Source organism: Nostoc sp., assembly GCF_036917515.1.
Classification (GTDB): domain Bacteria; phylum Cyanobacteriota; class Cyanobacteriia; order Cyanobacteriales; family Nostocaceae; genus Nostoc.
In genome coordinates this window covers 1-1,169 of the sequence record NZ_JBALDE010000116.1, presented here as the reverse complement: position 1 = coordinate 1,169, position 1,169 = coordinate 1, and the positions used below count along the sequence as shown (strand labels likewise).

Sequence of the window (1,169 nt, the reverse complement as noted above, 5' to 3'; positions counted from 1 at the left end):
ATCTTGCTGACAGCAGCGAGGGTTTCTGGCAACAACTCTGGCAGTTTGTCAGCTAAAGCAATCAAAGCATTGGCGCGATGCTTATCAGACTGAATCTCCCTGACAACAGCAAGAGCTTCTGGCAATAACTCTGGTGGCAGTTTCTGTGCTAAGGCACTCAAAGCATTAGCGCGATTGCCATACTCATCCTGAATCTTGCTGACAGCAGCGAGGGTTTCTGGCAACAACTCTGGCAGTTTGTCAGCTAAAGCAATCAAAGCATTGGCGCGATGCTTATCAGACTGAATTCCCCTGACAGCAGCGAGAGCTTCTGGCAACAACTCTGGCAGTTTGTCAGCTAAGGCAATCAAAGCATTGGCACGATACTTCTCATCCTGAATTTCCCTGACGGCAGCAAGAGTTTCTGGCAACAACTCTGGCAGTTTGTCAGCTAAGGCACTCAAAGCATTGGCACGATACTCCTCATCCTGAATCTCCCTGACGACAGCAAGAGCTTCTGGTAACAACTCTGGTGGCAGTTTCTGTGCTAAGGCACTCAAAGCATTGGCACGATAATACTTTGACTGAATCTCCCTGACAGCAACGAGGGTTTCTGGCAACAACTCTGGCAGTTTCTGTGCTAAGGCACTTAAAGCATCGGCGCGGTACTCCTCATTCTGAATATCCCTGGCAGCAGCAAGGGCTTCTGGCAACAACTCTGGTGGCAGTTTCTGTGCTAAGGCAATCAAAGCATTGGCGCGATGCTTATCAGACTGAATTTCTTTGGCAGCAGCGAGGGCTTCTGGTAACAACTCTGGTGGCAGTTTCTGTGCTAAGGCACTCAAAGCATTGGCGCGGTACTCCTCATTCTGAATTTCTTTGGTAGCAGCGAGGGTTTCTGGGAACAACTCTGGTGGCAGTTTCTGTGCTAAGGCACTTAAAGCATCGGCGCGATGCTTATCAGACTGAATTTCTTTGGCAGCAGCGAGGGCTTCTGGTAACAACTCTGGTGGCAGTTTCTGTGCTAAGGCAATCAAAGCATTGGCGCAATGCTTATCAGACTGAATTTCTTTGGCAGCAGCGAGGGTTTCTGGGAACAACTCTGGTGGCAGTTTCTGTGCTAAGGCACTTAAAGCATCGGCGCGGTACTCCTCATTCTGAATTTCTTTGGCAGCAGCGAGGGTTTCTGG

At 49.4% G+C, this 1,169-nt stretch carries 1 pseudogene; it reads right to left on the bottom strand.

Features of this window, described 5'->3' with window-relative positions:
- Positions 1-1,169: pseudogene (locus V7K89_RS15005) on the bottom strand (hypothetical protein); the annotation flags it as partial.